Source organism: Streptomyces sp. NPDC001750 (assembly GCF_042892615.1).
In the GTDB taxonomy this organism is placed as follows: Bacteria; Actinomycetota; Actinomycetes; order Streptomycetales; family Streptomycetaceae; genus Streptomyces.
On record NZ_JBIAUE010000027.1, the window covers coordinates 21,952 to 47,209 of the forward strand.

At 70.2% G+C, this 25,258-nt stretch carries 24 protein-coding genes and 3 pseudogenes; 14 read left to right on the forward strand and 13 right to left on the reverse strand.

Annotated elements, in window-relative coordinates; genetic code table 11:
* Positions 1 to 771 carry an ABC transporter ATP-binding protein gene (locus tag ACFYY6_RS30995; protein WP_351634609.1) on the reverse strand — a complete coding sequence of 257 codons (771 nt, stop codon included), beginning with the start codon at positions 769 to 771 and terminating at the stop codon, positions 1 to 3.
* Positions 772 to 1,489: 718 nt separating this feature from the next.
* On the opposite strand from ACFYY6_RS30995, the gene ACFYY6_RS31000 reads away from it, so the two are divergent.
* Positions 1,490 to 1,732, forward strand: a complete 243-nt coding sequence (locus ACFYY6_RS31000; protein WP_389196762.1) for a hypothetical protein — start codon at positions 1,490 to 1,492, stop codon at positions 1,730 to 1,732.
* 179 nt (positions 1,733 to 1,911) lie between these two features.
* Here the strand turns inward: ACFYY6_RS31000 and ACFYY6_RS31005 are convergent, their stop codons facing one another.
* Entirely contained in the window at positions 1,912 to 3,174 is a 1,263-nt protein-coding gene (locus tag ACFYY6_RS31005) for a serine/threonine-protein kinase (protein WP_351519087.1), read from the reverse strand.
* 909 nt (positions 3,175 to 4,083) lie between these two features.
* On the reverse strand, positions 4,084 to 4,323 hold the full coding sequence (locus tag ACFYY6_RS31010) for a hypothetical protein (RefSeq protein WP_351519086.1): 240 nt from the start codon (positions 4,321 to 4,323) through the stop codon (positions 4,084 to 4,086).
* 221 nt (positions 4,324 to 4,544) lie between these two features.
* On the opposite strand from ACFYY6_RS31010, the gene ACFYY6_RS31015 reads away from it, so the two are divergent.
* Together ACFYY6_RS31015 and ACFYY6_RS31020 are read left to right on the forward strand one after the other, a co-directional pair.
* Positions 4,545 to 5,774, forward strand: coding sequence for a sensor histidine kinase (locus ACFYY6_RS31015; protein WP_389196815.1), 1,230 nt, complete (start codon positions 4,545 to 4,547; stop codon positions 5,772 to 5,774).
* Positions 5,762 to 6,421 (forward strand): response regulator transcription factor, encoded by a 660-nt coding sequence (locus ACFYY6_RS31020; protein ID WP_351519084.1) that lies wholly within the window; start codon positions 5,762 to 5,764, stop codon positions 6,419 to 6,421. Before ACFYY6_RS31015 ends, ACFYY6_RS31020 begins: the two co-directional genes overlap by 13 nt.
* 411 nt (positions 6,422 to 6,832) lie before the next feature.
* Here ACFYY6_RS31020 and ACFYY6_RS31025 read toward each other — a convergent pair.
* Positions 6,833 to 7,342, reverse strand: a pseudogene (locus tag ACFYY6_RS31025) (TetR/AcrR family transcriptional regulator); the annotation flags it as partial.
* Here ACFYY6_RS31025 and ACFYY6_RS31030 point away from each other — a divergent pair.
* A complete protein-coding gene (locus ACFYY6_RS31030) occupies positions 7,244 to 7,444 on the forward strand; it encodes a hypothetical protein (protein WP_351519117.1) in 201 nt (66 codons plus the stop codon). The pseudogene ACFYY6_RS31025 and the gene ACFYY6_RS31030 overlap by 99 nt on opposite strands.
* A 74-nt stretch (positions 7,445 to 7,518) precedes the next feature.
* On the opposite strand, the gene ACFYY6_RS31035 is transcribed toward ACFYY6_RS31030, so the two are convergent.
* On the reverse strand, positions 7,519 to 7,767 hold the full coding sequence (locus ACFYY6_RS31035; RefSeq protein WP_386609435.1) for a hypothetical protein: 249 nt from the start codon (positions 7,765 to 7,767) through the stop codon (positions 7,519 to 7,521).
* Positions 7,768 to 7,965: 198 nt separating this feature from the next.
* Between ACFYY6_RS31035 and ACFYY6_RS31040 the strand changes: the two genes are divergently transcribed.
* The gene (locus tag ACFYY6_RS31040; RefSeq protein WP_389196765.1) at positions 7,966 to 8,253 is read left to right on the forward strand and encodes a hypothetical protein; all 288 of its coding nucleotides are present in this window, start codon (positions 7,966 to 7,968) and stop codon (positions 8,251 to 8,253) included.
* Here ACFYY6_RS31040 and ACFYY6_RS31045 read toward each other — a convergent pair.
* Positions 8,238 to 8,429, reverse strand: coding sequence for a hypothetical protein (locus tag ACFYY6_RS31045; protein WP_351519080.1), 192 nt, complete (start codon positions 8,427 to 8,429; stop codon positions 8,238 to 8,240). The genes ACFYY6_RS31040 and ACFYY6_RS31045 overlap by 16 nt on opposite strands.
* Positions 8,430 to 8,950: 521 nt before the next feature.
* Between ACFYY6_RS31045 and ACFYY6_RS31050 the strand changes: the two genes are divergently transcribed.
* Positions 8,951 to 9,100, forward strand: a complete 150-nt coding sequence (locus ACFYY6_RS31050) for a hypothetical protein (protein ID WP_351634575.1) — start codon at positions 8,951 to 8,953, stop codon at positions 9,098 to 9,100.
* A gap of 53 nt (positions 9,101 to 9,153) precedes the next feature.
* Here the strand turns inward: ACFYY6_RS31050 and ACFYY6_RS31055 are convergent, their stop codons facing one another.
* Positions 9,154 to 10,002, reverse strand: coding sequence for a hypothetical protein (locus tag ACFYY6_RS31055; RefSeq protein ID WP_351519079.1), 849 nt, complete (start codon positions 10,000 to 10,002; stop codon positions 9,154 to 9,156).
* Positions 10,003 to 10,045: 43 nt separating this feature from the next.
* Between ACFYY6_RS31055 and ACFYY6_RS31060 the strand changes: the two are divergent.
* Together ACFYY6_RS31060 and ACFYY6_RS31065 are read left to right on the forward strand one after the other, a co-directional pair.
* Positions 10,046 to 10,156 (forward strand): annotated as a pseudogene (locus ACFYY6_RS31060) (IS5/IS1182 family transposase); the annotation flags it as partial.
* A 45-nt stretch (positions 10,157 to 10,201) separates the two neighbouring features.
* Positions 10,202 to 11,491 (forward strand): multicopper oxidase family protein, encoded by a 1,290-nt coding sequence (locus ACFYY6_RS31065; RefSeq protein WP_389196817.1) that lies wholly within the window; start codon positions 10,202 to 10,204, stop codon positions 11,489 to 11,491.
* 618 nt (positions 11,492 to 12,109) lie between these two features.
* Here the strand turns inward: ACFYY6_RS31065 and ACFYY6_RS31070 are convergent.
* Together ACFYY6_RS31070 and ACFYY6_RS31075 are read right to left on the reverse strand one after the other, a co-directional pair.
* Positions 12,110 to 13,768 carry an amidohydrolase gene (locus ACFYY6_RS31070; RefSeq protein WP_389196767.1) on the reverse strand — a complete coding sequence of 553 codons (1,659 nt, stop codon included), beginning with the start codon at positions 13,766 to 13,768 and terminating at the stop codon, positions 12,110 to 12,112.
* Positions 13,769 to 13,879: 111 nt separating this feature from the next.
* Positions 13,880 to 15,328: an amidase gene (locus ACFYY6_RS31075; RefSeq protein WP_389196769.1), complete on the reverse strand. Its 1,449-nt coding sequence runs from the start codon at positions 15,326 to 15,328 to the stop codon at positions 13,880 to 13,882.
* A 283-nt stretch (positions 15,329 to 15,611) separates the two neighbouring features.
* Between ACFYY6_RS31075 and ACFYY6_RS31080 the strand changes: the two genes are divergently transcribed.
* The 3 genes from ACFYY6_RS31080 (at position 15,612) to ACFYY6_RS31090 (ending at position 19,198) form a co-directional block, all read left to right on the forward strand.
* Entirely contained in the window at positions 15,612 to 16,595 is a 984-nt protein-coding gene (locus ACFYY6_RS31080; RefSeq protein ID WP_389196771.1) for a LuxR C-terminal-related transcriptional regulator, read from the forward strand.
* Positions 16,596 to 16,999: 404 nt separating this feature from the next.
* Positions 17,000 to 18,268, forward strand: coding sequence for an alpha-hydroxy acid oxidase (locus ACFYY6_RS31085; RefSeq protein WP_351519074.1), 1,269 nt, complete (start codon positions 17,000 to 17,002; stop codon positions 18,266 to 18,268).
* 180 nt (positions 18,269 to 18,448) lie between these two features.
* Entirely contained in the window at positions 18,449 to 19,198 is a 750-nt protein-coding gene (locus tag ACFYY6_RS31090) for a GntR family transcriptional regulator (protein ID WP_388652480.1), read from the forward strand.
* 42 nt (positions 19,199 to 19,240) lie between these two features.
* Here ACFYY6_RS31090 and ACFYY6_RS31095 read toward each other — a convergent pair whose 3' ends face one another.
* Positions 19,241 to 19,759 (reverse strand): Lrp/AsnC family transcriptional regulator, encoded by a 519-nt coding sequence (locus ACFYY6_RS31095; RefSeq protein WP_389196773.1) that lies wholly within the window; start codon positions 19,757 to 19,759, stop codon positions 19,241 to 19,243.
* Here ACFYY6_RS31095 and ACFYY6_RS31100 point away from each other — a divergent pair.
* The 3 genes and pseudogenes from ACFYY6_RS31100 (at position 19,687) to ACFYY6_RS31110 (ending at position 21,363) form a co-directional block, all read left to right on the forward strand.
* Complete coding sequence (locus ACFYY6_RS31100; RefSeq protein ID WP_389196775.1) at positions 19,687 to 20,067, forward strand: DUF6537 domain-containing protein; 381 nt, start codon at positions 19,687 to 19,689, stop codon at positions 20,065 to 20,067. The two genes, ACFYY6_RS31095 and ACFYY6_RS31100, sit on opposite strands and share 73 nt — an antisense overlap.
* A 110-nt stretch (positions 20,068 to 20,177) precedes the next feature.
* Positions 20,178 to 20,599 (forward strand): annotated as a pseudogene (locus tag ACFYY6_RS31105) (acyl-CoA dehydrogenase family protein); the annotation flags it as partial.
* A gap of 191 nt (positions 20,600 to 20,790) precedes the next feature.
* The gene (locus tag ACFYY6_RS31110; protein ID WP_389196777.1) at positions 20,791 to 21,363 is read left to right on the forward strand and encodes a MarR family winged helix-turn-helix transcriptional regulator; all 573 of its coding nucleotides are present in this window, start codon (positions 20,791 to 20,793) and stop codon (positions 21,361 to 21,363) included.
* 81 nt (positions 21,364 to 21,444) lie between these two features.
* Here the strand turns inward: ACFYY6_RS31110 and ACFYY6_RS31115 are convergent, their stop codons facing one another.
* From ACFYY6_RS31115 to ACFYY6_RS31125, 3 genes are all read right to left on the reverse strand, one after another.
* On the reverse strand, positions 21,445 to 22,170 hold the full coding sequence (locus tag ACFYY6_RS31115; protein ID WP_351519069.1) for a gamma-glutamyl-gamma-aminobutyrate hydrolase family protein: 726 nt from the start codon (positions 22,168 to 22,170) through the stop codon (positions 21,445 to 21,447).
* Positions 22,167 to 23,657 (reverse strand): aldehyde dehydrogenase, encoded by a 1,491-nt coding sequence (locus ACFYY6_RS31120; RefSeq protein WP_389196779.1) that lies wholly within the window; start codon positions 23,655 to 23,657, stop codon positions 22,167 to 22,169. The genes ACFYY6_RS31115 and ACFYY6_RS31120 overlap by 4 nt, the downstream gene beginning before the upstream one ends.
* Positions 23,658 to 23,758: 101 nt before the next feature.
* Positions 23,759 to 25,219, reverse strand: a complete 1,461-nt coding sequence (locus ACFYY6_RS31125) for an APC family permease (RefSeq protein WP_389196781.1) — start codon at positions 25,217 to 25,219, stop codon at positions 23,759 to 23,761.
* Positions 25,220 to 25,258: the final 39 nt, after the last annotated feature.

The window sequence follows — 25,258 nt, forward strand, 5'->3', positions numbered from 1 at the left end:
TCAGCCCTTCCGGCTTGCGACGGGCTGCCGCCAGCGGCGGTCGAGCATCGCCAGCTGCTCGGCGATTCGTTGAACGCCTGGCTGCGGCATGTCCTGCATGATCCGGCCGTCGGCCAGTACCATGACGCGGTTGGCGTACGACGCGGCGACCGGGTCATGGGTCACCATGATCACTGTCTGCCCGGCCTGGTCGACCACCGACCGCAGCAGAGCCAGCACCTCAGCGGCTGTCTGCGTGTCGAGTGCCCCGGTCGGCTCGTCGCAGAAGATCACCTCGGGCCGGGTGACCAGCGCCCGTGCGATCGCCACCCGCTGCTGCTGGCCGCCGGACAGTTCCGCCGGACGGTGCCCGAGCCGGTGGCCCAGTCCGACCCGTCCGATCACCTCCGCGAGCCACGCCGGGTCCGGGCGCCTGCCGGACAGCCGGGACGGCAGCAGGATGTTCTGTTCCACGGTGAGCGCGCCGACCAGGTTGAACGCCTGAAAGATGAAGCCGATCCGGTCGCGGCGCAGCTCGGTCAGCCGCTTCTCCGACATCGATGACAGGTCGGCGGCGCCGATCATGACACGGCCCGAGGTGGGCCGGTCCAGTCCGGCCGCGCAGTGCAGCAGGGTGCTCTTACCGGACCCGGACGGCCCCATCACCGCCGTCATCGTCCCGCGGAGGAACCGGACATCGACCTCGGCCAGCGCCGTGACCGGTTGATCACCTCCGTAGGTCTTGCTGACCCGCTCAAGGCGGACGGCGTCGGTGGGCAGGGGCACTGACATGGGCGGGCACCTTCCAGGAGCCTGAGTTCGACAGCCTTCGACGGTAGGAAGAGCGCCCCGCCCCATCAATGCAGCCAGTTGCCCACGTGAAGTAGTGCAGGCACCACCGAACGCCTTCTCGACACCGACCGCGCTCAGCGCTGCGCACAGCGAATGCCGGTGGTCGCCTTCATCAAGGACGCGAACACTCGCGAGGAACGCGCGGTGGACCGGTGGTCGGCGGCGTCGATGCCGTTGGCGAACTGGCGGAGGACATCGGGGCCGCTCGGCTACGAACTGGTCGCCGCACAGCCACGCCGGCCGGACTCCGTCCGGGGTACGTGGGGCCTGCCTCCGGCGCGTAGAAGGCCGCGTCGCTCGACGACTTCGGCAACCGGTCCACGGCCGCCAGGTCGTCGTCCGAGGCGCCGTCGGCGTACGGCTCCGCGGCGGTCCGAGATGTCTTCTCCGCGAATGCGGCAGCCCGCTCCACCTTCTGATGGGACGTCAGGGCGTACGGAGGTGATGGGCGGCGGCGTGCTCCAGGAGCGCGGTCTGCGACAGGGACGAGGCGCCGACCGCGCCGCGCCCTGGCTCCGGCCGCGGCAGCGGGGGACGGGCTCACCCCATGGCGGCGCTGCGCCGGTCGTGGTCACTGGTGTGGGATCGGACGCGGTTGCCGCGGACCGTGGCCGTCGTCCTGCCGACAGGCGTGATCACCGTTGGGACGTACGGAGTTATGCACCGTGCCGCAGGGCCGCTGCGTGACGGGGTCCGGTCCGCTGTTCTGGCGTACGGCACCGACAATCCGTATGTCGCATGCGCGGCGGATGTCCTCGCTCCGATCGCCGCCGCCGTGCTGCTGACCGCGGCCCAGATACTTCCCGCTGCCCACACGGCGTACGCCGTGCTCTACGAACGCCTGTCCTCGGCCGGCGGACATGCGGTAGCGACCGGAGGGAGGGCCACCGCAACGGAGTGACGTCACGGTGTCGTGGACGAGCCCGCCGGAGGGGCCGTCGGCTGCAAGAAGGGAGTTTGCCGGACACGGCCGCTGCTCGCCGGGGCACACATGTGGTCCGGCCGTGCAGGCGAACACTCACCGGGCGTTGTCACGTTGGTTGCCTGACCGCTTCCGGGCAAACCTTGCCGGTCACGGCACTAGTCCTTCAGAACCCCCAGCCCGTTCAGCAGCCCGGTCACGATCACGAGAAGCACCAGTGCTGCTGCCGCAGCCATCGCAACCCGGCGGTGCCGGCCGTCGAACAGACGGCGCAGGCAACCGATCAGGCGGTGCCGGATGCCATCGGGCGGGTTCACGTCGGTCCGGTCGGAGCGGTCGCTTTCCCCGAACACCGCGGGGACTGCCGCTGCGCCGCGGTCCCTGCCCGAGTGCGGGGCCGATGGCTGGGGGGCGAACTGGGCGGATGCCGCCTGTTGTACGAAATACATCCGCGGATCGAGCGCGTTCGGTCCGTACGCCTGCGGTGACTCCGGTGCGGTCGGCTCGTACGACGGCTGCGCCGTTGGTATGGACCCGGCCGGTCCCGTCGAACCCTCGGCCGCCGTGACCGGCCGCCACCAGCCCTCGCCCCGGGTCAGCGTCATGCCCTTCGCCGCCGCGATCCTGTGACATTCTTCGATGATTTCGGAGAGCACGGGCCGCTCCCCCGGTTCCTTGGCCAGACAGCGCGCGATCAGGGGACGCAGTGGCTCGGGACACGCGGCCAGGTCCGGCTGCCGGGCCACGATCCGGTACAGCAGCGCGTGCCCGTCGCCCTCGCCGAACGCATGACCGCCGGTTGACGCGAAATATGCGATGAGGCCGAGCGCGAAGATGTCGAGTGCTGATGTCGCGGGTTTGCCCTCCGCCTGTTCCGGCGACATGTACGCGGGCGTGCCCAGGCGCACGTCGGTGCCGGTCAGCGCCGTCGCCTCGGCGGACCGTGCGATGCCGAAGTCGATGACGCGGGGGCCGTCCGCGGCGAGCAACACGTTGGTCGGTTTCAGGTCGCGGTGCACCACGTCGGCCGCGTGAATGGACTGGAGCGCCTCGGCCACACCCGCGGTCAGCAGCAGTACGGTCTGCAACGGCAGCGGTCCGTGTTCGAGCACGGCGTCCGCCAGCGAAGGACCGGGGACATACGCGCTGGCCATCCACGGTTGGTGCCCGTCGATGCTGCTGTCGAGCACTGCGGCGGTATATGCCCCCTGCACCTGGTATGCCGCCTGCACCTCGCGGGCGAAACGCCGCAGGAACTCGGGGTCCTGCGCGAACTCACGCCGAATCACCTTCAGGGCAACGGGCTGCCCGCCTCGGGTGTGGGACAGATAGACGCTGCCCATCCCTCCCTCGCCGAGTTTTCCACGCAGCATGTAACCCGAGATCTCGGCCGGATCCCCCGGCCCCAAAGGCTCGATCATGGTGGTGCTCCTGCCGTCCCTCTCTCTTTCTCGTACTCAAGTCCGTTGGCCAGGCTATTGGTCCCACTTGGTCCCACAATTTGCGGAGAACGCTTCCGGAAGAGCGGTCCCGGCCGTGAGCGCCTGGCGGCCTCATTCAGCGGGTACAGCCTGCTGTACCCCGGTCCGGGGTGTGCGCGATAATGACCCGGTCTCCCACAACTGGCCTTCTGAACAGGTTGGTTGACACACGCCGGAAGGGATGCTCCGGTGAGCACGCGCACACCACTCAGTACGGGCTCCGGACCGGAACACAACAATGACCCGGCGCTCCCAGCAGACCCGCGCGGTCGTCCGGGCGGTTCACGGGGGAGCCTCCGTCGCCGACCGCTGACCTGGTTCTTCTCGCTGGCCTACCTGCTCAGCCGGCTGGCGTGGACGCCGTACATCCTGTCCGGGAGCGGTGTGGGCGCCCCGGACTTCTCCTACCCCCGGCGGCACGGCCGGTCAGCCACCGGGCGTTCTGCCCGGCGCCTTGATCACCGGCCCGCTGTGGGACGTGTGGCATCTGCCGTTGTTCCTGACGGAACGGGGCAGCCGGCCGGACGTGTCCTGGTGGCAGCCGGCGGAATTCGTCGCCAGCACCATCGCCTTCAGCTTGACCTGGGTGTTCAACCGCGGTTCGGGTGGGCGACCGCAAGTCCGGTCCGGCAGCACAGTGCATCAAGGTGCTCTTGCCGGACTCCGATGGCCCCATCACGACGAGGAACATGCCGTGCCCCACAGTCGGCGGCACATCGTCCAGGGCGCGCGTCTCTCCCGTGTACACCTTGCTGACCTGCGTCGGCACAGCCGCAGGGTCTGACGACGCGTCAGTCGACGCGTCAGCCGACGCGCGGACGACTTCGCGGGGGCTGAAGGCGGCAGAGCTCATCGACGGCTCCGCAGACGGCGCACGAACAGCACGATGACGCACACCGCGGTGAGCCCGCCGAAGGCCAGGTGCGCCCCGCTGCCCACCGCACCGTACGAAACCACCATGTTGCCGATCACGCTGATTACCAGGGCTGCCCGGAGCAGGACGCCGACAACGTCGGCAGGGTCGATGCCGGCCTGAGCCCCGTCCCGGCTGTCGGCCGGGGTGAGGCGGTAGGGGTCCGTGTGCGCCACGGGAGCTCCTTCCGGAAGGCTGCGGTGTCATCGACACTACGGACCGGTCTCTTCCCGGCCCATCCCTCGTACCGCCGTATCGGTGGTATAGCAGGCTGTACCACCGACACCCGCCATGTCGACCCAGGCATAGGGTGATTGGCACATCGGAGAGCGAGGCAAGGAGGAGTGGGGTGACCACCCAGCAGGACTTCAGGGCCGACGATCGGACCGGGTCCGGTGTGACGGGCTTCGTCAAGGACGTCGTCGGTGCCGCCTCCGCCGCGCTGGGACAGCTCGCGAGCGGCTTCGGGACGGCCCTGCTCGCGCTGGCCGTCCTGGGTTGGCTCGCCCTGACGGCCGCGGTCTGTCTGGTGGGCATCGGCCTGCTCGCCGCGCCGGCCGGGCTGCGCGCCCTGCACGCGCTGGCCGGCCAGGAGCGCGACCGGCTCAGTCACCACGGTGTCGAGGTCGTCGCCCCGGACCCACCGCCCACCCAGCTGCGTCTCGCCCTCGTCGATGCCACCACCCGCCGCGAGGCCGGCTGGCTGGTGACGCACGCCACGTTCGGCCTGTTCCTCGGGCTGCTCGGTATTGTGCTGCCGATCGCTGCTGTCCGGGACACCGCCTTCCCGCTGCTGTGGCCATTCGCGCCTGCGGATGCCACCAGCACCGCATTGGGGTTCGGAACAGCGGAATCCTGGCTGGATGCCGCCGCAGTGTGCCTGCTCGGCGTGGGCTGGATCGCCATCATCCTCGGCCTCGGCCCCAGTCTGGCCCGACTCCAGGCCTGGCCCGGTGCGCGCCTCCTGACGGCCGGGCCGGACACCGATCTCCCCCTGCGCATCATCGAGCTGACTGCGACCCGGGCCGCCGCGCTGGACGCCCACGCCGCCGAACTGCGCCGTATCGAACGTTCCCTCCACGACGGCACCCAGAACCGCATCGTCACCGTCACCGTGCTGCTCGGTGCCGCCCGCCGTATGGTGGCCCGCGACCCGGTCGGCGCCGACGAACTCCTCGAACGCGCCCAGTCCGCAGCCGAACAGGCGCTGGCCGAATTACGGACCGTCGCCCGCGGCATCCTGCCGCCCGTGCTCGCCGATCGCGGCCTGGCCGACGCGCTCTCCGGGCTGGCCGCACACTGCGCGGTGCCCTGCCGGACCGACGCCCGTCTGCCGGAGCGGTGCGCCTCCTCTGTCGAGGCGACCGCCTACTTCGTGACGGCCGAGGCCCTCACCAACATTGCCAAGCACAGCGGCGCCGCCCAGGCCACCGTCACCGTCCGAAGCCGAGGCGGCCGACTTCTGTTGCGCATCGAGGACGACGGCCGGGGCGGTGCCGACGAGAAGGGCGGCTCCGGCCTCACCGGCATCCGCCGCCGCGTCGCGGCCCATGACGGGACCTTTCACCTGACCAGTCCGCTCGGCGGACCAACAACCCTTGAGGTGAACCTTCCATGCGGATCGTGATAGCGGAGGACGACCCCTTGCTGCGCGAGGGCCTCGCTCTCCTGCTGCGCGCGGAGTCGCTCGACGTGGTGGCCAAGGCCGGAACGGCCGACGAGGCGCTGGACGCCATCGACACGCACCGGCCCGATGCCGCCATCCTCGACGTGCGAATGCCGCCCACCCACACCGACGAGGGCATTCGCGCCGCCATCGAGGCCCGGCGTCGGCGCCCCGGTCTCGCCGTCCTCGTCCTCTCCGCATACGTCGAGCAGACTTTCGCCACCGAACTGCTCACCGGCGGCATCGGAGGCATCGGTTACCTTCTCAAGGAACGTGTCGGACGGGTCGAAGAGTTCCTCGACGCACTGCGACGGGTCGTGGACGGCGGTACCGCCGTCGACCCCGAAGTCGTCGCGCAGCTGTTCACGCGCTCACGCCGGGATGCCCGGCTGGAACGCCTCAGCCCACGTGAGGAGGATGTACTCGCCCTGATGGCTGAGGGGTTGGGCAACAGCGCCATCGCCGAGCGGCTCGTCGTCACCGACGGTGCCATCCACAAACACATCCGCAGTATCTTCGCCAAGCTCGACCTTGCGCCCACCCAGCAGGTCGACCGGCGCGTCGCCGCCGTACTGCACTACCTGGAGGACGCTCGCCGCCGGGTCTGACACCAGCCCCTCGCCCAGTCCTTGGCGGTCGTGGCCGTGCATGCCGCGGCTCGTGGATCTCGGTGAGGCGGAGAAGCTCCGCGGGGACCTCGGCGATTTCGTGACCGAGGTCCTCACGTCCCTGGCGCGCAAGGGCCGGCGCCGGCCAGGGACGAGTTCAAGCGGTCAGCGCATCACCGCTGTTCAGGAGGCCGGCTTGGACCTCTGCCGGAGTGCGGTAGCCATGGGCGTGGTGCGTCGGAGCCCTGAGCGCCCGCCCCATCAAGCTGGAGGACTGCCCCTCCCGCCATCGCCTCAAGATCTCATCCTGCTGAGCTGGCGAAGACGCGTAGTCACGCGCCTGTGCCTCCAAGGCCCCCAGTGCGTTGGTCACTTGAGGGTGCCACCCGTCTCTTCGGGGTCCCGCCTGCTTCAGCGCGGGTCGCGGAGTCCGGCGACGAGGAGCGCGACGAGTCGGCGCGCGTCGTAGCGGGGATCGTCCTCGGCGCCGATGCAGAGGTTTCCGATGCCGCGCATGAGCTGGTAGGCGTCGATGCCGGGGCGGATCTCGCCGGTGGTGGCGGCGGCGTCCAGGAGTTCGGTGCACACGGGCAGGAGGCGGTCGAGGAAGTAGGTGTGCAGCGCTTCGAAGCCGGCGTTGTCGGCCTGCATCGCGGCGGCGAGCCCGTGTTTGGTGACCAGGAAATCGACGAAGAGGTCGACCCACCGCGCGAGCGCGGCGTGGGGTGTCGGGCCGGCCGCGAGCAGGGCCGGACCGGCTTCGGCGCAGGCGTCGACCTGGTGGCGGTAGACGGCGATGACGAGTTCCGCCCGGGTGGGGAAGTGGCGGTAGATCGTGGCCATCCCGACGCCGGCCTCGGCCGCGATGTCGCGGACCGGCGCCTCCACGCCGCACGTGACGAAGACGGTGGCAGCCGCGTCGCCGGAGCCGGCTCGGTCCTGGACGCCCTGTGCGACAACCTCCGCTCCATCGAGGACCTCACCGACACCCGCGCCGCCGCCGACCTCTTCCGTGTGATCTGATTCGACCTCCTCCTTCCCCTACACAACCCCGACATGAAGGAGGGCCCGCTCCGCAGCCGGACCAGTCGACCAGGCTAGCGTCGGCACCGTTCCTCGCCCCGGCTGCGCCCGCGCAGGACCTGACCCGAGCAGCGGCAGATGGTCAGGCCGTAGTCGTCCGGGGCGGGCGGGTCGTCGTCGCGCATCAGGTTGAAGTCGACATCCAGGTGCGGGTCGTACGCTTCTGGTTCCAGGCCGGGCTCGTTGGGCGAAGTACTCGCCGGAGCGGCCTTGCCGGGTACCGTGCCAATCCGGCACCGGGTGGTCTCACGGTTCCGTCCCACCAACACCCGGGCGGCCAAAGTCGATCTCCACTTCGCCCTGATGCCCCAGCCCGCCGGGGGCGGCGGCCTGGACGGGGCCGTGGAGTACTCCACGGACCTCTTCGATGTCGGCACCGTGCGCCGCATGGTCGACCGGCTGCTCCTGCCGCTGCGCGATGCCGTGTCGATCCGGATCTCCCACTCGGATCACTCCGGATCATGGACGAGGACGAACGGCGTGGGCTGCTCGCCGGCGTGGAGGAGCAGTCGGACGGCGACACCGTCGTCCGACTGCTCCGCATGCAGGTGGAACGGCATCCGGACAAGATCGCAGTGAAGGACGGGGACCGCCTCCTCACGTACCGCGAGCTGGACGCTCGCTCCGAGGCCCTCGCCCGACGCCTCTCCGTTGGACTCCCGGGCCACGCGATCGGGGCCGCACGGCTGCGTCCGTGCCAGGAGGGCGCGGAAGTGGGCCGGACCGTTCTTGGCTACAGGATGGCGTAGCCCTCGATCGTGGCGCCCAGGTCGCACCATGCCGTGGACGTGCCCGGTGCCGTGGCCCTGTTGCCATAGTGCCTGTACCAGTAGCCGGTGCTGGTCTTGAGGCAGTCGATCGCGAGTGTGAAAGAGCCACTTCCCAGGCACAGGATCGACGCCCCGTGGTGCCCTCCGGTGCCCACGAGCTCCTTCAGGCCGCCGCAGGTCACCGCTTCGGCCTGGCTGGGGCCGGCCGCTGCGGGGGTTGTTGTCGCCAGCAGCAAGCCTGCTCCAAGAGCGAGTGTGGAAACAGCTGCAGCGGCACGGCGCATGAACATCGGGGTCTCCCGTTCGGTAGTCGGTCAGTGCCGCGACAACGTAGGCCGGACGGGGGTGTTCCGGGCAGAGCGCACCGGGAGCGCATGCAGAGCAAACGGAGGAACGTGACGACGGCAGCGGCGCACGGCCCAGCCGTACGAGACCAACGGGGCTGACGGACGGCGTTGCCAGTCGTCGGCTTCTCCCCGGGCACCGACGTGACCGACATGTGGGCAGCGCGACGTCGGGGGTTCGCGCGAGGCCGCCGAACTGTTCACCGGTGGCACGCCCCGCGAGCAACCCCGACCGCTATAGCGAGGTGTCGCCGACAGAGTAGGTCGCGAAGGGGGCTGCAGCGCACGCTGCTCGTCGTCGGGACCGGGACCGCAGCGCGCCGCCGTCCACGGTGAACGACCTCGCAACGGTGCTGCGCGTCAAAGAGGTCGACACGGTGGTCGAGCAACTCCCCTTCGCGGAGCACGCCTTCGACGATGCGTATGGGAGCCTGTCGTCGCAGACAAGCCGGCAGATCCTGCTCGACTTCCTCACACGATGAACCCCGGCCCCCGACAGCGCTCGCAACCATGCAGGTTCGTCGCGGGTGCTGTATCAGCGGCCGGCGTTCGCCAGTCTTGCTACGCGTGCTGTGTCCAGGCCGCCGCGCCAGGCGGCCAGTGGAAGGGTGATGTCTGAGCGCGGTGCGCCTCGCACTCGCCGGTAGGCGGCCTGGCACTCGGTCCTGGAGACGAATCGGTCGATGGAGGGAGGCAGCAGAGTGTTTGGCAGGACGCCGAGTTCTGCCAGGGCGATGAGGATGCCGTAGCGCTGGTACTTGTCGGTCCGTGGCAGGAGGCGGGCACGGGCGATCGACTTCTCCAGCTGGCCGGGGGTGGTGCCCTCTGGCTGTGCGGCGATGTGATCCAGCAACGCGTCCAGCACGTTTCGGTCCTCATCGGTGGCTTCCGGCAGTCCTTGCGCCGCTGCGACCTCCAGATCAGGCAGGTACCGCGCCGGGAGTTCATTCCATGCCCAGCCGCAGGCAATTCTCACGAGTACTTCGGTCACGTCGACCCACTCGACCTCTTCGAGCCCGCAATCGGGAACAGCCTGCGGCCCGCGGGGGGCGTCGGCGAGGTGGCACGCCCACGCGTAGGAGATGACGATCTGCCTACCCCGGAGCGCGCTCCCCCCGATGCCGGCGATGAACGCCGACAGCACGGAGTCGACGTCCAGGCTTTGGACAGCGTCGATTGCACGAGTGAGAACTTCCCGTGCTGTCCACTCCTGTTTTACTCCGACAGTCCAGCCCAACTGCTGGGCTGCAACCAGGTCCTCCTGCTTCGGCGGTGCAGTGGCTCCGGCTGCTACACCGTTGCGATTGAACCGGTAGCCAGCGCAGCGCATGAGCAGCGCCAGTTCCTCGCCCTGCGGCATGCGGTTGGGTGTGACCGTCGTCATCACGTCAGGGTAGACGCCACCCAACGAATCAGCCTAACGCGAAGCAAGGGTAAGGCACTGGACGATCCTCCGGGACTGCCGCCTGAAAGGCGACGGCGTCCATCACGCCTTGCTCGGCATCGCCCGCCTCCACAACCTCACCCTCGTCGGCTGACGAAGCAAACGGGCAGGTCAACCAGCACGTCGTCCCGGCCCCACGATCGAGGCCCGCCGCGGCCGTCCGGTCACCGTCACCCACCGCAATGAACTGCCGGTGCCCACCGTCGTCCACCTGCACGGCGGACGCACCCCGGCCGAATCCGACGGCTACCCCACGGACCTCGTCCTGCCCGCCGCCTGGCCCAAGACCGCAAGCCACAGCACGGACGGCATGCCCGGTACGGGACACATGGCCGACCCCCGCGCCGTCGCCACCGCCCTCACCCGCGACTACATCTTCCCCAACGACCAGCGCCCCACCCTGCTCTGGTACCACGACCACCGCATGGACTTCACCGCCCCCGCCATCTGGCGCGGCCTGGCCGGCCTGTACATCGTGCGCGACGACGCCGAAGAGGCCCTTGGCCTGCCCGCCGGGCCGCGCGAGGTTCCCTTGATGATCGCCGACGGCGCCTTCGCCGCCGACGGCACCCTCGCCTACCCCTCCCTCGACCCCACCCTGCGCCACCGCTCCGGCGTCACTGAGCCCTACCTCGCCGGCGTGCTCGGCGACGTCATCCTCGTCAACGGCGCCCCCTGGCCCGTCCACGAGGTCGACACCGCCCGCCACCGCCTGCGCCTGCTCAACGGCTCCAATGCCCGCCACTACGAACTCGAAGCCGTCTGCGAGGACGGCCGCCGCCTCGAACTCGTCCAGATCGGCGCCGACCAGGGCCTGCTCGCCGCCCCCGTCACCCACCGCACCCTGCCGATGGCCCCCGCCGAACGCTACGACGTCGTCGTCGACTTCACCGATGTCCCCGTCGGCACTCTGGTGCGCGTCCGCAACCGCCTGGGCACCGGCCGGACCCGCGACGTCCTCGCCTTCCGCATCGCCCGCCGAGCCACCACCGACGACAGCCGCGTCCCGTCGGCCCTCGCCACCGACCTGCCCACCTGGAGCCGCCAGGAGGCCGTCCGGGTGCGGGACTTCGCCTTCCGCGCCGGACGCATGGACGACGACCGCCACGGCTGGCTCGTCGGCGGCCGCGCCTTCGACCCCGCCCGCGCCGACGTCACCGTGGGTCTGGGCGACGTGGAGGTGTGGCGCCTGATCGCCGACGTCCACCACCCCATCCACCTCCACCTGGTCGGCTTCCGCGTCCTCTCCCGCGGCGGCAGGCCCCCGCTGCCCCACGACGCCGGCCTCAAGGACACCGTTTCGCTGCGTCCGGGCGAGTCCGCGGAGATCATCACCCGCTTCGACGGCTACCGCGGCCGCTACCTCTTCCACTGCCACAACGCCGAACACGAGGACATGGCGATGATGGCCAACTTCGAGGTCGTCTGACACCGGGGCCCGACCCGCCCCTCGCCCGCCCGGGCGGCACGGTGGCGCAGCAGTTACGGGCGAGGGGGAGCCGAGGGTAAGTGCGTGGTCGGCCACACCTCAACTCCTCGGCGCCGAAACCGCACTGGAGATGCCCGGCGCCCCGCACCGCTGCGGGGCGCCGGGGTCGAGAGAGCGCCCGCACCGAGAGAGGTGTCATGGCCCGTGTTCGCAGCGGATCCTCGCGCTGACCGCTTGAAGGTGTCCACTACGAGATCGTGACCCGCGTCAGTCCGCGCGTGCCCCGCATCCACATCGACTCGGCACCGCCGCCGAGCAGCGACCCACCGCCGACATCACCGCCACTGCACGCACGGCCACGGACTCCCCTTGACCTGACAGGGTGTCAGTCAAGCGCGCCCAGACTCCGGCTCCGCACCGGCGGGAACGGCGAGCGGCGGCTGGTGTGCCCACAGGCGGCGGGCCGCGGCCCTTGGCGCCGGGCGGCCGACCCGGCCTCCTCGGTGGTCCGAGCCCCGGGGCCCCGCCGCGACACGTCTCGGCGGTTCCGAGGTTCCGGTCGTCCCACCAGTCGGTGTGGATCGCTCGGGCGCACGGAGCCGGGCGGCCCGGGAGCCGTCACGAGTTCGCGTCGTGGACCCGCGAGCCGCGCAGATAGGTCGCCAGCACGTTCGTCTCGTGGATCCGGCGGACGTCGATGTCGAACAGGTTCTGCGAGAGGACGAGGAAGTCAGCGGACTTGCCCACCTCGATGCTGCCGACGCTCTCACCGAGACCCATCGCCTCGGCCGGGCGCCGGGTGAAGCTGAACAGCGTCTCCTGGAGAGTGAGCCGCTGCGCGGAATTGATCGTCTCCTCGCTTCCTCCCGGCGCTTCTCGGGTGACCATCGTCTCGATCCCGGTCCAGGGGTGCGGCATGGGAGCCCCGGCGGGCCAGTCGGAGCCGGCCGAGACGTTGGCCCCGGAGTTCAGGAGGTCCCCGAGCGGCATGGACTTCTCGATGGTCCTGGCCGGCACACAGGCCGCCATACTGTCCTGGATGATGCTCGGGTACCACAGGTACGGCGACGCGTCCGCGACGATGTCCAGTTCGGCGAATCTCCGTACGTCGGACGGGTCGATGAACAGTGGGTGCGCGATGTGGAAGACCGGGCGCGATCCGTGCCGTTGGCGCATGACTTCGATCGCGTCCAGGGCCATCCTCGTCGACGCGTCCCCGGCCGCGTGGATCTTCACCCCGCGCCCGGCAAAGACCGCTTCCTCCAGTTCGTCGACGAGCTCGTCCAGGTCGTACAGGCATTCCCCGGAACTCGGTCCGTGGCCGGAGCACCCGTCCGACAGGTAGGGGTCCAGCATGGCAGCGGTCCGGGTCATGGGAACGCCGTCGAGGAACACCTTGACGAATCCCACGCGGAGCAGTTCGGAACCGAACCGCTCGGACGCCGCGAGCAGCTCCTCGCCGGTGATTCCGGGTTCCGCGAGCAGTGGTCGCGCCACCGTGGACGCCACCACTCTGAGGGTGAGCTCGCCCTCGGCCTCCAGCGTCGAGAGCGTACGCAGTGCCGGCTCCATGGTCGCGGCATCGCAGGCGGTGGTGATCCCGACCTCGTTGCAGACCTTCGCGGCGGTCGCGAAGGTGACGCGGTTCCGCGCCTCCGGGTTCTCGATACTCGCGGCGAACGCCTCTTCCGCCACGCGGGACGCCTGTTCCCACAGGACGCCGGTGAGACGGCCCGCCTCGTCGCGGACATACGTACCGCCCTCGGGGCCGGGTGAGTCGTCCGTGACCCCCATCGCCTCCAGTGCGGCACTGTTCACCCACCTGTTGTGCTGCGTATCGTCCTTGAGCACCACGGGACGTCCGGCGGATGCCCTGTCGAGTCTGGCGAGTGCGTCGACGTTCGCGAGCCTGTCCATCGTCGTCGAGCCGATGACCCCGCCGGCGATCCACTCGCCGGGCCTCAGCTCCGCCGCCCGCGCCTCGATCGCTTCGCAGATCTCATCGAGTCCGTAGTGCGGTGCGATCTGAAGGTCCCATGCCACCGACGCCCCTCCCAGACCGAGGTGGGTGTGGACGTCGCAGATACCCGGCATGATCATCCGGCCGTCCGCGTCGACGACGGTCGTTTCCGGGCCGGCCAGTCGCGTGACTTCCTCAGAGCTTCCGACGGCGGTGAATTCGCCGTCGGCGACGGCGAATGCCTCGGCCGTGCTTCCCGCCGGATCGGCTGTGAATACGGCGGCGTTGACAACGATCAGATCGGGCGTCTTCCTCATGGCTTCCTTTCGCACAGCCCGACAGGGCGTCGGGATCCTCGTCGCCATCCCATGTGAGTGGAGACGTTGTCGTTGACTCGTTCCACCGATGTGGTGCCGTCGATCGGGCGCCTACGCGGTGGGGGACGTGATCGTGGTCGCGTGGATGGCGGGACGCCGGTCCGCCCACGGCATCGCTTCCTCCAGCTGGCCGGCGACACGCAACAGCATCGCCTCCGAGCAGGCCCGACCGGCGAGCTGGACGCCGATGGGCAGACCCTGCGTGGACTGGGCGACCGGCAGGCTGATCGCGGGAGTGCCGGTCTGGTTGAACAGGGAGGTGAAGGAGCAGACGTCGAAGATGCGCGCGGTCCACTCGAACGCGTTGAGGTCCGCGTTCGCATCGAGGTGGCCGAGCAGCGGTGCGGGAGTGTTCATGGTGGGTGTCAGCAGGAGGTCGTACTCGGTGAAGAACCGTCCGACCTCGCGCGAGACGGTGTTGAGCGCGGTGAGGGCCATGCCGAGTTCGACCGCGCCGACCTTGCGGCCGTACTCGACGCATGCCCACGAGGTGCGTTCGAGATTCTCCGGGCCCGCCGTCACGCCGGTCAACGCCTCGATCCCGGCTACGGAACCGGCCAGGAAGGACGACCAGAGCACGACGTTCGTGTTGAGGAGCGTCTCCCACTCGATGTTCGGCGTCCGGCGTTCGACGTGATGTCCCGCCGCTTCGAGCACCCTGGCGGTTTCCTCGACCGCCCGGGCCACCTCCGGGTCGACGTAGCTGCCCGCCCAGGATTCGGTGTGGACGGCGATCCGCAGCCGTCCCGGATCGGCACCCACCTCCTGGAGCCACGGGCGCGCGGGCGGGGCGATGACGAACGGATCGCCCGGGTAGCTCACGGCCACCTCGTCGAGCAGCGCCGCGGTGTCGCGAACCGTCCGGGACACCGCGAGCTCGACGCCCATCCCGTAGAGCCCCTCTGCCCAGTCCGGCCCGGAGGGCACCCGGCCCCGGCCGGGCTTCAGCCCGACCAGTCCGTTGCAGGCGGCGGGCACGCGGATGGATCCGCCGCCGTCGTTGGCGTGCGCGATCGGAAGCGCCCCCGCGGCGACGAGCGCGGCCGAGCCGCCGCTGGACCCGCCGGCGCTGTGGGCGGTGTTCCACGGATTGCGCGTCGAGCCGTAGGCCAGCGCCTCGGAGTTGCCGTTGTAGCCCAGCTCCGGCGTCGTCGTCACGGCCAACGTCGCCAGGCCGGCCGCGCGGAAGCGTTCCATCAGATGCGTGTCGGCAGGAGGCACGTACCCCTCGCCCAGGAGGCGCGTCCCCATGCGCGTCGGCACCCCTGCCGCGTGGCAGACGAGGTCCTTGATCGCGAACGGAACGCCGGCGAACCGGCCGTCGGCGGCGTGGTCGAGGGGACGGTCGAACGGTCCCTCGGCGACCGCGTTCAGTTCCTTGTCGACACTGGCGATGGCCTCGGTGGCCAGTGCGGCCACTTCGTCGGCGGTGACCTCCCCGGAGGCGATGACCGCGGCGAGGGCGGTCGCGTCGAGGGCGGCGTATTCGTCGATGTTCATCAAGAACTCCTTCTGCCGTGACGCGGATGTGGCTCGTTGGCCGGCTTGGTCGCCTGAAGGTACGAGCCTGTGAGGTGCCGCACCTCGGCCGAAAAGCCGTTCCCTCCGCACCCCGGATATGCATCCGGCAGCGGACGCCGGGCGAGCGGGCGCCTCGAAGAGGCGTACAACCATGTCGAAGTCGACGTCGTTCGAGTACTGGTATTGCTCTACAAACACGGTCCATGGGCTTGACACCGCCGTGTGACCGCCGTCATGATCCGTCCGATATCGGAGGTTCCGAATGGCCGCGGACGTACAGTGGTGGGTCCGGCTCGCCGGGGAGATCCGCGCGGCCGGCCGCGGTGACATGCCGGTCGAGGTCCCCCTTCGCGCCGCGCGCGACAAGCTCGGTTTCGACTGTGCCGCGCTGGTCGCCTCCGGCCCTCCGCACTCCGGCGGCAACACGCACACCGCCGTCGTCAATCTCGACTATCCGGCGGAGACCCTCGCCTACGTCACGACGACATACAGCCGGACGTGTCCGGTCCATCGGCTCGCCGTGCGCCGGGGGACCCCCCTGCGATTCGTGGACGTGCCGTTCGACATCCGCGAGACCCGGACGTACCGGGACGCGATCCGGCCCAACGGTTTTCGTGAGGGACTGACCCTGCCGTTGGTGCCGTCCGTCGCCGGCGCGGCGATTCCCGGTTTCGTCGTGATGAGTTCGAGGCACGCCACTCCGCTCGACGACGAGTCGTGTCTCGCGCTGACGCTGTTGTCGCACGACCTCGCCGGACTCGTCGACCCCGGGGCCGAGGCCGATGACGCCGCGGCCGAGGTGGTCCTCTGGATCACGCAGGACCTGGTCGAGGTCAGGGCGGGAGACCTCGACCGAGCGCCGCTCACCCCTGCCGAGCTTCGGCCCGCCGTGCGGTCCGCCCTCGCCGGTACGGGCGAGGGCATCGGATTTCATCACCGTTCCGCCGACGGGACCTGGTGGCGCGTGCGCGCGGTGCGCCGGCCGGACGGGGTCCTCGTCCGGATCGGCCGGGCCCCTGCGCTCGGCCACCTCACCAGCCGCGAACTCGACGTCGTCGGCCTGGTCGCCCGAGGGTGGCCCAACGAACGAATCTCCCAGGCGCTGGGCATCGCGGTCCGCACCGTCCGGAGCCACATCGAGTCGTCGCTCATCAAACTCGACTGCCCCAATCGCACCGCACTCGCCCGCACCGCCTTCGAGCGCGAGTTCGACACCCTGTGCGCCCTGCGCGTCGCGCATCGCTGACTGCGGCCACGAGACCATTCACCACCCGGGCACCGACGGCGGGACGTACGGATACGGAGGGGGTGCGTCGGCCGATCCCCCTCGCGTCCGGTCGTCATGTACCCGATGGAGCGTCGTCGAAAATTGTGTAACAATCCATGAATCGGTTGGCCGGTCGCGTGCTTGATCCGACAACGGAGAGCGGTGCCGATCGGGCGTGACGGTCGAGCCGACAAAGGCCCACCGGCCCGCCTCGGCCGATGGCAGTGCCGCCAACCTGCGTGAAATGCGGGGTGTTACGGCAGATAAGGGAAGCGCTCCGACAATCTCTGGCGATATGCCCCCAGGTTTGAGTTGGCATTGTGTGCCGATCGTGCCAGGCGTCACCCATGAGTTCTTCCGCTTCGGCGATGAGGAGTATCCGCATGACCACGCTCGACCCCGCGGCCGAGAAGCTGCCCAGGGAAAGACCGAAGCGTCGACTTCCCCGGCCCTCGGAGATCCGGCCGCTCATCACGTTCCGACGGCCGCGGTTCGACGCCCGCGGGCGCCGCCTCGCACACGCTCACACCATCGAGGACCTGCGAACCATCGCGCGGCGCCGTACCCCCCGGTCGGTCTTCGACTACGTCGACGGCGCGGCGGAGCAGGAGATCGGCATCGGCAGGGCGCGTCGTGCGTTCGAGAACGCCGAGCTCCATCCGCGGGTGCTGCGCGACGTCTCACGGGTCGACGCGTCCACCGACGTTCTCGGTGCGCGGACGGCCCTCCCTCTCGTGCTGGCGCCCACGGGGTTCACCCGCATGATGCACCACGAGGGCGAGATCGCCGTCGCCAGGGCGGCGGCCCGGGCCGGCATCCCCTACGTGCTGTCGACGATGGGCACCACCGACCTCGAAAGCGTCAGAGCCTGTGCGCCGACCGCACGGCAGTGGTTTCAGCTCTATCTCTGGAAGGACCGCGAGGCGAGCGAGGCGCTCCTCGAACGAGCGGCGAAGGCCGGGTACGAGGCCCTGGTCCTGACCGTCGACACGCCCGTGGGCGGGGCGCGGATGCGCGACATCCGCAATGGGCTCACCATCCCGCCCACCCTCACGCTGCGCACGCTCGCGGGCATGGCGATGCGGCCCGCCTGGTGGATGAACATCCTGACCACCGAGCCGTTGCGGTTCGCCGCGTTGAGCAGCTTCGACGGCACGGTCGAGGAGTTGGTCGGCAGAATGTTCGACCCCTCGGTCACCGTCGAGGATCTGCGATGGCTGAGGGAACGCTGGCCGGGAAAGTTGGTGGTCAAGGGAATCCAGAGCGTCGAGGACGCCGAGACGGTGGTCGACCACGGCGTGGACGCGATCGTGCTCTCGAACCACGGGGGGCGGCAACTCGATCGGGCTCCGACTCCGCTCGAACTGCTGCCGCGCGTGGTTGACGCCGTCGGGCACGACTGCGAGATCCTCATCGACACCGGCGTGCGAACCGGCGCCGACCTGCTCGTCGCGCGCGCGTTGGGCGCCTCCGCGGCGATGGTCGGCAGGCCGTACCTCTACGGCCTCATGGCGGCGGGGGAGCAGGGCGTCGACCGGGCGATCGAGATCTTCGACACCGAGTACGCGCGAACGATGCGGCTGCTCGGCGTGGCGAGCACGAAGGAGATCCGCGCACAGCATGCCTCGCTGAGGCCGGCCCATCGACTGTGACGGTGGGGGCACACCATGCCCCTCTGCCTCCCGGGTGCATTCGCCCCGTCGGCGCGTCGACGGGGCGTCGGTCGTGGCGCTCCGCGGCCGGCGGATCGGCGCACGAGGGGGAGGAACAGCGAATGGTGCCTTCGGCCTTGACGCGGCGAGGTCTCGATCGGGCCTCCTGGAGCGCCGTCGATGTCGCTGCGCCGCGCGGTCCGCGAGAGTCTATGCTTAATGGTCGCCGGGAGAGCCTTTGCCGAATCGAGTGACGAATTGCGTGATGGAGTCGAGGCGAGCAGTACGCCGGAAAGCATCGCGCACGCGCTGCGCAATGACCTCTTGGAGGGTGTCCTCGAACCCGGGACTCGGCTCACCGAAGAAGCGCTGAGCGCTCGTTTTCGGTGCGGCCGGCATTCGGTGAGGTCCGGCCTGCAGGCCCTGGTGTCCGAGGGGCTCCTCGAACACCAGCGCAACAAGGGAATCGTCGTCCCCGCGGTGACGGCCGAACGCATCGATGACATGTGCTCGTATCGGTCGGTCCTGGAACTGGGTGCGCTGAGGCTGGCGCTCACCCAGGGCTCGGATTTCTCGGCGGTCTCCGAAGCGGTCGACCGGCTCGAGTCCCTCACCGCCGAGACGCCGTGGCGTCATGTGGTCGAAGCGCACAGCGCGGTGCACACGAAGATCGTGGAGGCCGGTGGCAACGCACGAGTGGTGGCGGCGCATCGTGCGTGCCAGAACGAACTCAACTGCATGCTCGCGACGATCCGGTCCGATTTCTCGGCACCGCGGCTGGCCATGGTGCACCGGCATCTCGTCGACCAACTCCGCGTGGGCGGCGAGGTCGCGCTCAGGGCCCTCGAAGACGATCTGGAACTCGGCGGACGCGCCGCCATGCACCTCGCCCTGCGTCGGCAGCGCGGGGTGGCGGCCCACATCCGGTGACCTGCGCCCGCGCCGTGCGAGCCGCCGTCACCGTGGTGGGGGTCAGTTCCTCGTCCACGATCCCAGGACCATGAGTGTCTTGGTGCCGGTGACATTGCCGGTGCGGCGTAGTCCGTCGATGACGTGCTGCAGGTGTCCGATGTCGCGTACGCGCACGTGCACGAGGGCGTCCGGAGCGCCGGCGATGGTGAAGACCGCTTGCACTTCAGCCGTCTTGTAGGCGGTGCGGACGATCTCGCCCACAGGCGTGGTGCCGGTGTAGGTGAGTTCGACGAAGGCTTCGATGGTCCATCCGAGCCTGGAGTGATCGACCTGGACCGTGAATCCGGTGATGACGCCGCTGTCCCGGAGTCGGTCGACCCGGCGCTTGACCGCGGCGACCGACAGCCCGACGCGGACCGACCGCGGCGCTACGTCATGATCGCGCTGGACGGCGCGGGCCGCGGCAACCAGATCGGGCTGACCCAGATGGGAGGTGAGGGCGCCCAGTGGATCGGGCTCGCCCCCTTCACGGACGACCGGCACTTCGTACAGAACCTCGGCGACGGCACCTTCCACCACTCCGGATCTCTCGCCATCCGCGCGGCCGTGGCCGCCGGGGCGACGATGACCTACAAACTGCTCTACAGTTCGGCTACGCCCACGTCCGCCGCGAGGAACGCGCCCTGCTCGAGGAGTACCCACGGCTGGTCCGCGCCGCGCTGGCGCATCTCACCCCGGACAACGCCACCGCGGTCGAGGAACTGGTGCGGCTCGTCGACGGCATCCGCGGTTACGAGGACATCAATCTGGCCCGCCTCGCCGACTTCCGCGATCAGGCACGCGGTGCTCTCGGCGCGCTGGAATCCGCCCCCGCCACCACGTCCTGACCACCGGCTGCGGCCGTCCAGAACGAGAACCGTCATGCCTGTCGATCGCCTGCTGCCCACACGGGAAGCCGAGGACCTGCTCGCTCGTGCCCGGGATGTCGCCGACAAGGAACTCGCCCCGCTCTGGCATCGCCGCCTGCGCCACCGGCCTGGCCCAATGCGCCCTCGATGCCGCGGTCGCCCACGCGCAGGAACGGACCACCTTCGGCCGAAGGATCATCGACCATCAGGGATGGGGGTTCCTGCTGGCCGACATGGCTGCCGCCGTCGACTCGGCGCGGGCCACCTACCTCGACGCCGCCCGCCGCCGCGACGCGGGTCTCTCCTACAGCCGGCAGGCCGGCGTCGCCGAACTGATCGCCACCGACGCCGCGATGAAGGTCACCGCGGACGCCGTCCAGGCCTGGGCGGTTACGGATACACCTGCGACTATCCCGTCGAACGCTACCTGCGCGAAGCGAAGATCACGCAGATCTTCGAGGGCACCAACCAGATCCAGCGCCTCGTCATCAGCCGCCAACTGACCCGCTGAGCGGCGAACCGGCTACGGCCGCCCAGGCCGAGGCGACGGGCACTTGCTCGGCGGCGATGCCCGTCCGGTACCCGCACAGCCCTCCGGGTACCGCGCCCGGCGGACGCGACCGGTCCGCCCGTACAATGCGACACCGAACGGCGGTGGGCCCGGCCGGGCCCACGGCTCGGTGACGACATGAGGGAGCGCCCGTGCCCGGCCAGCGGTCCATCAACGAGGCGGAAAGGCTCGTGGAGGCGAAGCTCGGCGGGGTTCCCATCCGCCGGGAACGGATGGCCGCGGTGGCCAACGTCTACCGGGCCGCGTCCGCGGTGCGGCAGCATCTGGAGAACTCCGTCCTGCGTGGTTCGGACCTGACCTGGACCGCCTTCGTGGTGCTGTGGGTGGTGTGGGTCTGGGGCGAGTCCGAGACGCGGCACGTCGCCGAGGAGGCGGGGATCTCCAAGGGCACGCTGACCGGGGTGTCCCGCACACTGGAGTCGCGCGGCCTGCTGCGGCGCATCGGTCATCCCACCGACGGACGGCTGGTGCTGCTCGCGCTCACCGAGGACGGCGAGGACTTCATGCGCCGGGTGTTCCCGGCGTTCAACGAGGAGGAGTCCTTCGTCACCTCGCGGCTGAGCGATGAGGAGTGCCGCAGCCTCGCCGACGGGTTGCGGCGTGTGGTGCTCCAGGTCGAGGAAGAGGGCGAAGACCGACGCCGGTCGCTGCTGAACGGCGAGGAACCCGCGCCGCGCCGCAGCGGACGGCGTGCCCGCGCCTGACGCGGTCTCGGCCGGCCGCCGCTGCCGCGCGCGGCGGGGCCGGCCGATGTGTTCCCCGGTGGAGGGCCGGGGAACACGGACTCAGGCGGCTCCCCGCGCGGCGCGCACCAGCGCGTCGAAGAGGCGCTGCTGGGCCGCGTCCTCGTGGGCGGTGTCCTCGGGGTGCCACTGCACGGCCAGGAACCAGCCGTCGTGCCGCGTGAGCTCGACCGCCTCGATCGTTCCGTCGGCGGCCCGGGCGGCGACGGCCAGTCCTTCCCCCGGCCGGTCCACGTGCTGGTGGTGGTAGCAGGACGCCTCGGCCTTGTCGGCGCCGGTGATACGGGTCAGGGCGGAGCCGGGGGCGAAGGAGACGGGGTGCCGGAGATTGCGGTGTTCGCGTCCGGGGCCGCCCATGTCCTGGTGCAGGGTGCCTCCCAGGGCCGTGTTGACCACCTGGAGTCCGCGGCAGACGGCCAGCAACGGCAACGCGTTCGCGAGGGCCTGCCGGGCGAGTTCCAGGTCGAACGCGTCCTGCTCGTCGTCCACGTCGTAGACGGCCTCGTGGGTGTGGGCCGCTCCGTAGCGGTGGGGGGCGATGTCGCCGCCGCCGGGGAGGAGGAGTGCGTCGAACCGGGAGAGACGGGCGGAGACCTCGGCGGGATCGGCCTCGCCCCGGGGAGCGTGCGGGTGGAGGGTGACGGGCTCGCCGCCCGCCCGCCAGACGGCGTCGATCAGGGCTCGGGCGTTGGCCTCCGCAGCGTGGCGCAGGGCGGAGGTGGTGGCGGCGAAACGGGCGGGGATCGCGATGAGCGGGCGGTGGGTCACAGCTGTATCCAAGTCGTCTTCAGTTCGGTGTACTTCTCCAGGGCGTGGGCGGACTTGTCGCGTCCGTTGCCGGACTGCTTCATCCCGCCGAAGGGCACGGTGAGGTCACCCTCCTCGTAGCAGTTGACCCATACCGTGCCGGCCTTGAGAGCTCGGGAGACCTTGTGGGCGGTGGACAGGTCGGACGTCCACAGACCGGCCGCGAGGCCGTATTCGGTGGCGTTGGCGAGGGCGACGGCCTCGTCGAGGTCGTCGAACGTGACGACGGACAGCACGGGGCCGAAGACCTCCTCACGAGCCAGGCGGCTGTCCGGGGCGACCCGGTCGAAGACGGTCGGTTCGAGGTAGACGCCACCGGTCCCGGTCCGGGTGCGCGCGCCGCCCGTGCGCAGGCGAGCGCCGTCGTCGAGGGCTGTGCGGACGTGGTCGAGCACGCGGCCGAGATGGTCCTCGCCGACCAGGGCTCCCATCTCGGTGGCGGGGTCGAGGGGGTCGCCCACGCGCAGTGCGCGGGCGCGTGCCACGATGGCTTCGGTGACATGTTCGGCGACGGAGGTGTGAACCAGCAACCGGGAGGGTGCCGTGCACATCTCGCCCTGGTTGAAGAAGATGCCCCAGGCGGCCGTGGCCGCGGCCTTCTCCAGGTCGGGGGCGTCGGGCAGGACGATGTTGGGCGACTTTCCGCCCAGTTCCAGCCAGACCCGCTTGAGGTTGGAGTCGGCGGAGTAGCGCAGGAAGTGGCGGCCGACGGCGGTGGAGCCGGTGAAGGCGAGGACGTCCACGTCCGGGTGCAGTCCGAGGGCCCGTCCGGCCACCGGTCCGTCGCCGGCCACGACGTTGAGAACGCCCGGCGGCAATCCGGCCTCCAGACCGATTCGCCCGAGCAGCAGCGCGGACAGCGGCGAGTTCTCCGAGGGTTTGAGCACGACCGTGCATCCGGCGGCCAGCGCCGGGGCGATCTTCCAGCCGGCCAGCGTGAGGGGAAAGTTCCAGGGGACGACCGCGCCGACGACACCGGCGGGCTCCCGCGTGACGAGGGCCAGGGCGTCGGGCGCGGTGTGCGGGGACTCGTCGGTCAGCTTGTCGGCGAGCCCGCCGTACCAGCGGAAGGTGCTGATGACGGCCCGCATCTCGATGTCATGGGCATCGGTGACGGGTTTGCCCATCTCCAGGCTGACCGTGAGCGCCAGCTCCGATCGCCGCTCCTCCAGGAGATCGGCGAACCGCAGCAGGACGCGCCCTCGTCCGACGGGAGACAGGCGCGGCCAGGGGCCGTCGTCGAAAGCGCGGCGGGCGGCGGCGACGGCCGCGTCGACCTCGGCCACGTCGGCATCGGCGACCTCGGCCAGCACCTGTCCGTCGCGGGGCGACACCACGAAGAACGTGCCGCCGCCACCGGCTTCGTCGGCGCCGTCGATCAGGTGCACGCCGGGCGGTTCCAACGCCTCGGCCCGGCGGAGCCAATCGTCATGGGTGGCGTGGGTCATGCGGTCCTCCAGACCACGTCGGTGAAGCGGAGCGGAAGCGGGCGGCGGGGCCGTGCCCTTGGCGTGGGCCCGGTCGCCGGGCGCGCCAAGGGCACGAGGTGTCAGCCGGTGCCGGGCGCGGTGCGTCGGCGGCGGATCCGGTGGTTGGCCACACCGAGCACCATGACGACGGGCACCGACAGGACCAGCCACAGCGCCGTGCTCGCCTCGCCGCCGATCAGGGTGGTGAAGTTGGCCAGGATGAGCCAGATGGCACCCGCGATGCCGAGCGCGCCCAGCACGGGGGCGAACAGGGTGTTCCACACTCCGGTGTCCGCCCGTCGGCGGCGGAAGAACACCACGACCGACACCGAGGTCAGCAGGTAGAGCAGCATCATCGCCAGGACCGCGAGCCCGCTGAACCAGGAGAAGAGGGTGAGTACCGGGTCCTCGCCGGCCAGGGCGAAGGGCATGACCAGGAGCGCGGCGACGACGGTCTGCACCCGGCCCGCGATCCACGGGGCGTGCCGGTCGTTCAGCCGGCACAGCATCGTGGGCAGTTGGCCGTCGCGGCCGAGGCAGAACAGATAGCGGTTGGCGGAGTTGTGGAAGGTGAGGACGCCGGCGAACAGTGAGGTGGCCAGGAGGACCGGCAGCACGCCGTCGACCCAGCCGCCGAGCAGGTCGGCCACGGGCGCGAAGACGAAGCCGGCGGAGTCACCGCTCGCCAGTGCCGCATTCGCCGCCCCCGGCGCTCTCGAGGCGCCGTGGGCCGAGATCAGCGTCCACGAGGTGAGGGCGAAGAAACCGGTGACCACGATCACCGAGAGGTACGTGGCCCGCGGCACCGTCTTCTTGGGGTTCTTTGCCTCCTCGCCGTAGATGGCGGTGGCCTCGAAGCCGAACATCGACGCCAGGGCGAACATCACGGCGACGCCCGGCGCACCCTGCAGAGCGGCCGAAGGGGAGAAACTGTCGGCCACCCCGAGCCCTTCCGGTCCGCCGCCCTCGAGAAGGGTGCCCAGGTCGAAGAGCAGCAGGATGCCGAATTCGGCGAGCACGAACACGGCCAGGACCCGCGCCCCCATCTCGATTCCCGCGGCGCCGAGGACCTGCACCACGGCCATGGTGACCAGTGTGCAGACCCACCACGGAGCGTGGAGCGGAGTGTGGTCGGCGAGGAGCCCGCTGACGATCGAGCCGTACAGGCCGTACATCGCTGCCTGGATGACGCAGTAGGCGAACAGGGCGACGCTCGCGCTGCCGGCGCCGGCGGCACGGCCGAGGCCCGTGCCGATGTACGTGTAGAAGGCGCCGGCGTCCACGATGTACCGGCCCATCGCGACGAACCCGACGGAGAAGAGCAGAATCACTGCCCCGGCCACCACGTAGGCAGCGGGAGTACCGGAGCCGTTGCCGATGGCGACCGATATCGGGGCGGCGCCCGCGATACCCGTCAGTGGGGCCTGACCGGACAGTACGAAGAAGAGGATGCCCAGGACACCCAGGGCGTTGGGTTTGAGTGTGGCTGCAGTGGGGGCGTCCCGTACGGTCCGCTCGGCGGAAGCCGTCTGACTGTCCACTCGGATCACCTGCCAGAAGAGAGGGAGTTCGTTTCAGGC